At 38.5% G+C, this 7,319-nt stretch carries 6 protein-coding genes; all 6 read left to right on the top strand.

Annotated elements, in window-relative coordinates:
- Nucleotides 1–430 precede the first annotated feature (430 nt).
- The 6 genes from uvrB (at nucleotide 431) to GH715_RS20890 (ending at nucleotide 7,097) form a co-directional block, all read left to right on the top strand.
- Nucleotides 431–2,416 carry an excinuclease ABC subunit UvrB gene (gene uvrB / locus GH715_RS20865; protein ID WP_163578819.1) on the top strand — a complete coding sequence of 662 codons (1,986 nt, stop codon included), beginning with the start codon at nucleotides 431–433 and terminating at the stop codon, nucleotides 2,414–2,416.
- 5 nt (nucleotides 2,417–2,421) lie between these two features.
- The gene (gene uvrA, locus GH715_RS20870) at nucleotides 2,422–5,277 is read left to right on the top strand and encodes an excinuclease ABC subunit UvrA (protein WP_153837188.1); all 2,856 of its coding nucleotides are present in this window, start codon (nucleotides 2,422–2,424) and stop codon (nucleotides 5,275–5,277) included.
- 149 nt (nucleotides 5,278–5,426) lie between these two features.
- Nucleotides 5,427–5,780: a YojF family protein gene (locus GH715_RS20875; RefSeq protein WP_153837189.1), complete on the top strand. Its 354-nt coding sequence runs from the start codon at nucleotides 5,427–5,429 to the stop codon at nucleotides 5,778–5,780.
- Between the two features lie 18 nt (nucleotides 5,781–5,798).
- A complete protein-coding gene (gene bshB2, locus GH715_RS20880) occupies nucleotides 5,799–6,455 on the top strand; it encodes a bacillithiol biosynthesis deacetylase BshB2 (RefSeq protein WP_163578820.1) in 657 nt (218 codons plus the stop codon).
- Between the two features lie 100 nt (nucleotides 6,456–6,555).
- A complete protein-coding gene (locus tag GH715_RS20885; RefSeq protein WP_153837190.1) occupies nucleotides 6,556–6,753 on the top strand; it encodes a PspC domain-containing protein in 198 nt (65 codons plus the stop codon).
- A 2-nt stretch (nucleotides 6,754–6,755) separates the two neighbouring features.
- Nucleotides 6,756–7,097, top strand: coding sequence for a phage holin family protein (locus GH715_RS20890; RefSeq protein ID WP_018930974.1), 342 nt, complete (start codon nucleotides 6,756–6,758; stop codon nucleotides 7,095–7,097).
- The last annotated feature ends 222 nt before the right edge of the window (nucleotides 7,098–7,319 follow it).

Below are 7,319 nucleotides of genomic sequence, written 5' to 3' on the forward strand. Positions count from 1 at the left end.
GCGGTTTTTGCTTGGAAAAGTTAGCTGAAGGTAAAACCCAACGGAAAGGGAAGCGGACAGCCGCAGCGATGGTTTCCTATACAAGCTATTTCAAAATGGCTACTCTGCTTACAAATGCGTTGATAACGCGGATTATATACTTTCTTTCCTTTTAAGAAAAGCCACAGCTGTGTTTAGCTGTGGTTTTTTGCTGACTGAAAGTTGATAGTAAAGTACTTGAAGTTGATAGTAAATCTCAAAAGTTGATAGTAACCCCTAACATAGCTCCGTGATCCACTAATATCCTTTCATTACATCATATCTTTTTATCATCCCGGCAGCTTTGGTTATAATGAAGAAAGAGAATCAAAAATGATAACGAATATTTGTTCGCTTTTTATTGGAATATAGTGTATAATATGACAAGTAGTATGAGAACGGAGGTATCAAGGTGGAAGAACAAACTTTTTCATTACAAGCACCTTATCAGCCACAAGGGGACCAGCCTAAAGCGATTAAGGAGCTGGTAACAGGCATTGAGAAAAAGAAACGTCACCAGACCTTGCTCGGAGCAACTGGGACTGGGAAGACGTTTACCATCAGTAATGTCGTCAAAGAGATTAATCGGCCAACATTAGTCATTGCACATAACAAGACGTTAGCGGGTCAGCTTTACAGTGAATTTAAAGAATTTTTCCCGAACAATGCAGTTGAATATTTTGTTAGTTACTATGATTATTATCAACCAGAGGCATATGTACCGTCGACAGATACGTTTATTGAAAAAGATGCAAGCATCAATGATGAAATTGATAAATTGCGACACTCCGCAACATCTGCATTGTTTGAACGTAATGATGTCTTAATTGTTGCTAGTGTATCTTGTATTTATGGGCTAGGTTCGCCGGAAGAATATCGTAGCCAAGTGTTATCCTTAAGAGTAGGTATGGAAAAAGACCGAGATGAGTTATTAAGAGGTCTTGTCGATATTCAGTATGCTCGAAATGATATTGATTTCCAACGCGGTACTTTCCGTGTTCGTGGTGATTCGGTCGAGATTATCCCAGCTTCAAGAGAGGAACATTGTATCCGGGTAGAATTCTTTGGGGATGAGATCGATCGAATTCGTGAAGTAGATGCGTTAACAGGTGAAATCATCGGTGATCGCGAGCATATTGCGATTTTCCCGGCATCACACTTCGTTACCCGAGAAGAAAAATTAAAAGTAGCAATGGAAAACATTAAAAAAGAATTACAGGAACAACTAGAAAAATTCCGCGAAGAAGATAAATTATTAGAAGCACAACGTTTGGAGCAACGAACCAACTATGATCTGGAAATGATGGAGGAGATGGGATTTTGCTCAGGAATCGAAAACTATTCCCGCCATCTTACATTAAGAGAACCTGGATCGACTCCCTATACATTAATTGATTATTTTCCAGATGATTCACTTATTGTGATTGATGAATCTCATGTTACCTTACCGCAAATTCGTGGGATGTATAATGGAGACCAGGCACGGAAACAGGTATTAGTCGATCATGGTTTCCGTTTACCGTCCGCATTAGATAACCGTCCATTGACATTTGAAGAATTTGAGAAAAAGGTAAACCAACTGATCTATGTCTCAGCAACTCCAGGACCATACGAACTAGAACATACACCTGAAATGACGGAGCAAATTATCCGTCCGACAGGTTTATTAGATCCAGAAGTGGATGTTCGTCCAATCGATGGTCAAGTAGATGATTTGATCGGTGAAATCAACAAACGAGTCGATCGCAATGAGCGTGTGTTAGTAACAACACTTACGAAAAAAATGTCAGAGGATTTAACCGATTATTTAAAAGAAGTTGGGCTAAAAGTAGCTTACTTACATTCGGAAATTAAAACATTAGAACGAATAGAGGTTATTCGTGACTTGCGAGTAGGGAAATATGATGTATTAGTTGGAATTAACCTTTTACGTGAAGGGTTAGATATTCCCGAAGTGTCGCTTGTGGCAATCCTCGATGCTGATAAAGAAGGTTTCTTACGCTCTGAGCGCTCCTTAATTCAAACGATGGGGCGTGCAGCTCGTAATGAAAATGGTATGGTTATTATGTATGCCGACAGAGTAACCGATTCGATGCAAACCGCTATCGATGAAACGTATCGACGTCGTGAAAAACAACAGGCTTATAATGAAAAACATGGTATCACACCTCAAACGATCAATAAAGGAGTTCGCGACGTGATCCGTGCTACGATGGCGGCAGAAGATGAAGAACAATATGATAGTACAGCAAAACAAGTAAGTGAAATGACGAAGAAGGAAAAACAAGATTTAGTTGAAAAAATGGAAAACGAAATGAAACAAGCGGCTCGCGAGCTCGATTTCGAACGAGCAGCAGAGCTTCGTGATCTTGTTTTAGAATTGAAAGCAGAAGGGTGAAATAAATGGCTAAAAAATCCATTTCGATAAAAGGAGCTCGTGCTCATAATTTAAAAAATATATCCATTGATATTCCAAAGGATAAGTTAGTTGTTTTAACAGGGTTGTCTGGTTCAGGTAAATCATCATTAGCTTTTGATACAATTTATGCCGAGGGACAACGTCGGTATGTCGAATCACTCTCGGCATATGCTCGTCAATTCTTAGGCCAAATGGACAAACCGGATGTTGATTCTATTGAAGGTTTATCGCCCGCGATCTCGATTGATCAGAAAACGACAAGCCGAAATCCACGTTCCACGGTTGGTACTGTAACAGAAATCTATGACTATATGCGTTTACTTTTTGCCAGAATTGGACATCCGATTTGTCCGATTCATGGTGAAGAAATTACTTCTCAAACAGTCCAGCAAATGGTCGATCGCATTATGGATTATCCCGAACGAACGAAATTACAAATTCTTGCGCCAGTCATTTCTGGTCGTAAAGGTACACATGTAAAAGTATTAGAGGACTTGCAAAAAGAAGGGTATATCCGTTTGCGCATCGACGGAGAAATGCGGGAAATTAGTGATGATATTCAGTTAGACAAAAATAAAAAACATTCGATTGAAGTGGTGATCGACCGGATTGTTGTCAAAGACGGTGTTACAGGTCGACTATCCGATTCTTTGGAAACAGCCTTGAAATTAGGTGATGGTAAAGTGATCGTCGATATTATTGGTGATGAAGAATTGTTATTTAGCGAAAATCACGCCTGTCCTATTTGCGGCTTTTCGATCGATGAATTAGAGCCAAGACTATTCTCTTTTAACAGTCCATGGGGGGCTTGTAAAACTTGTGACGGGCTCGGTTCACAATTGGAAGTTGACATAGATCTGGTAATCCCGAACAAAGACCTAACCCTTAATCAGGGGGCTATTGCTGCATGGGAACCGACAAGTTCCCAATACTACCCGCAACTATTGAAAAGTGTTTGTAAGCACTACGGCATAGATATGGATGTACCCGTTAAAAAACTACCGAAAAAACAATTAGATAAGATTTTAAATGGCAGTGGTAAAGAAAAAATCTATTTCCGTTATGAAAATGATTATGGCATGCTGCGTGAAAACGATATTTATTTTGAAGGAGTATTAAATAATATTGCTCGTCGATATCGTGAAACGTCATCTGATTTTATCCGTGAACAAATGGAAAAATATATGACAACGAAAGCCTGCCCGACATGCGAAGGTTACCGTTTAAACGAGGAAGCACTTGCTGTTAAAGTAAATGACTTGCATATTGGTCAAGTCACAGCGCTATCAGTGACAGAAGCACATCACTTTTTTACATCACTTAAATTATCTGAAAAAGATAAACAAATCGCACATATGATCATAAATGAATTAGATGATCGCTTAACATTCTTGAAAAATGTTGGTCTGGAATACCTGACTTTATCTCGCTCTGCTGGTTCGTTATCCGGTGGAGAAGCACAACGTATTCGTCTGGCAACACAGATTGGTTCAGCATTAACTGGTGTGCTTTACGTGCTAGATGAACCATCGATCGGCTTACACCAACGAGATAATGATCGATTGATCCAGACATTAGAACGCATGCGTGATCTCGGTAATACGCTGATTGTTGTCGAACATGATGAGGATACAATGTTGGCAGCAGATTATTTAATTGATATTGGCCCAGGTGCGGGGGAACATGGTGGAGAAGTCGTAGCACAGGGAACTCCAAACCAAGTAATGAAAAAGAAAAAATCATTAACTGGCCAGTATTTATCCGGAGATAAGTTCATCCCAGTTCCTGCTAAACGGTCTGAATCTAATGAACGTTTTATCGAAATCATTGGAGCAGAAGAAAACAATTTAAAAAATGTCGATGTCAAAATTCCGATCGGTATCTATACAGCAGTTACTGGTGTTTCTGGATCAGGAAAAAGCTCCTTAATCAATGAAATATTACACAAAAGTCTTTCGGTGCAATTGCATCGCGGGAAACAAAAACCTGGTAAACATCAAGAAATTAGAGGTATCGAGCATTTAGAAAAAGTTATCGATATTGATCAATCACCAATTGGTAGAACACCGCGATCCAATCCGGCAACTTATACAGGTGCGTTTGATGATATTCGTGATGTTTTTGCCCGAACGAATGAAGCAAAAATCCGTGGTTATAAAAAAGGTCGTTTCAGTTTCAATGTCAAAGGCGGTCGTTGTGAAGCCTGCCGTGGTGATGGCATTATTAAAATCGAAATGCACTTTTTACCTGATGTTTATGTACCTTGTGAAGTCTGTGAAGGAAAACGATATAATCGTGAAACATTAGAAGTAAAATATAAAGGGAAAAATATTGCTGATGTGTTGGATATGACCATTGAGGAAGCAATGAAATTCTTCGAAAATATTCCGAAAATTAAACGAAAGTTAGAAACCATTTATGACGTTGGATTAGGTTATATCCGTCTCGGCCAGCCAGCAACAACGTTATCAGGTGGTGAAGCACAGCGTGTAAAATTGGCAAGTGAATTACACCGCCGTTCAAACGGAAAATCATTATACATTTTGGATGAGCCGACAACCGGCTTGCACATCGATGATATTTCCCGTCTGTTAGCGGTAATCGAGCGTCTTGTTGAAAATGGAGATACCGTTATTATTATCGAGCATAATTTAGATGTGATTAAAGCGGCAGACCATATTATTGATCTCGGTCCAGAAGGCGGAGATGGTGGTGGAACGATAGTCGCGACTGGAACTCCAGAGGAAATCGCAGAAGTGGAGGAATCCCACACTGGAAGGTATTTAAAACCTATTTTAGAGAGAGACAAAGCGAGAATGGAAGCGAAAATAGGTAGTTAAGCATTAATGGCTGTCCCCATAAGGGCAGCCATTATTTCTACTTCAAGTTACTTACTATCAGAAAAATCTTGCAATTCTGAGACAAGAACTTCTGCTCATACTATGCTAAAATAGAGGCAGAATGTTGGAAGAGGAGGAGTCCATTTTCTATGGAACCAATTGAAATCAATCAACTACAAGAACACATTGATAGTTTTGCAAATAAAGAAGTATATGTTCACTTGGAAACAACCAATGGAGCATATGCAAGTCATTTTAATCAAGACGCCTATAATGTAGGTGCGTTTATTCGTAACGCGAAAGTAACTTATCAGCGAGGAAAAGTAGTAGGTGCAGGCGCTACATATCGTGTTGGATTAAAACTGAATATAGGCTGGATATATGCAGAAGGTGTTAACCAGTTTGAAGTGGATGAGCAAAATAGACTTTTAATGGCAGGTCATGATCGCGAAGGAAGATTGATGGTAGCCTTACAAATAAGTGAATCACCATTTCAGTATTAACGAAGAGGGGGAATTATTGTGTCAGAACACGTCGTAGTTATTTATCCGCATCCAGATGATGAAGCATTTGGTGCATCTGGAACGATCACAACTTTTCGGGAAAAAGGAGTTCCTGTCACCTATTTATGCGGAACATTAGGTGAAATGGGAAGAAATATGGGTAATCCTACTTTTGCGACAAGAGAAACTTTACCTGAAATTAGAAAAAAAGAATTAATCCAAGCATGTGAAGTACTAGACATCAACTTGGAGATGCTAGGATACCGTGATAAAACATTAGAATTTGAATCCACTGAAGAAGTAGCAGATCATCTTTTTTCTTATTTAAACAAAATTAAGCCATCAATAGTTATAACGCACTACCCAGGACACGCTGTACACCCTGATCATGATGCATTTGGTGCAGCGGCAATTAAAGCAGTCGAAAAGTTCGCTGAAAATGAACGCCCTACTGTTTGGGCACAAGCAATCAGCCGTAATCATTTGGAAGAACTAGGTGAGCCAGATATCCAGAATGATGTAAGTGAAGTGTTCACCAAAAAATTTGAAACAATCCAAGCGCATAAATCACAGGCAGATGGTATGCTCTCCAAGGTCAGAAACGAAGCAGATGACATTGTAGAAGCAACCAAACAATGGTTAGGTGTAGAATCTTTTTACACATGGAAATTTTAAGCAATATCTATAGAAAAAAATCATAGTATAATGACGAGGTTTATTCTATCTCTATTGTGGAAAAGTAATAATATGAAACGGACCTAGGAGGATTAACGATATGAATAATAAATTGTATCGTTCCGAAACGAATAATATGGTAGCAGGAGTATTAGGCGGAATAGCAGAAGCTTCTAATTTAGATGCGACGATATTACGCTTGATATATATAATCTTACTTATTTTCACAGCAGGATTTCCACTATTTATTCTTTATATAGCTGCTGCAATTATTATACCTAAAAGAGGTGATTATTAAGCATGCGCTGGATTTTATCACTTGTTTTTAATGCATTAGCGTTAATGTTAATTGACTATTTATTTGATGGCTTTATCCTTGATGGTTTTGTCGTGGCTTTAATTGCTAGTGTGATTCTTGCCGTATTAAACGCCATTGTGAAACCAATTTTAGTCATTTTAACGTTACCTATCACGATTATTACATTAGGCTTATTTTTATTGGTGATTAATGCTATCACATTGTGGCTAACACAAGCGTTATTAGGTAATAACTTCATTATCGAAGGATTTGGTACAGCATTTATAGCAGCCATACTCTTCTCTATTATGAACTTAGTCATTAATAAAATAGTAAAAGATTAACCGTTATGTGGTCACATAGCGGTTTTTTTCTGCTGAATGAAGAAAGTTATACCCGTGTCGTTACTGTATTTTAAATAGGTAAAGCGCGTGCTGAAGAGGGTGGCCTTCATTAATAATTATTCCATAACGTAATTAGTAAGTAGCTGATTGTCTATCTTGTAAGGAAAGAAAGTATATAATCCTTGGTATCAACGCATTTGTAAGCAGAGTAGCCATTTTGAA

This window comes from Gracilibacillus thailandensis (assembly GCF_010994055.1).
Taxonomy (GTDB): Bacteria; Bacillota; Bacilli; order Bacillales; family Amphibacillaceae; genus Gracilibacillus; species Gracilibacillus lacisalsi.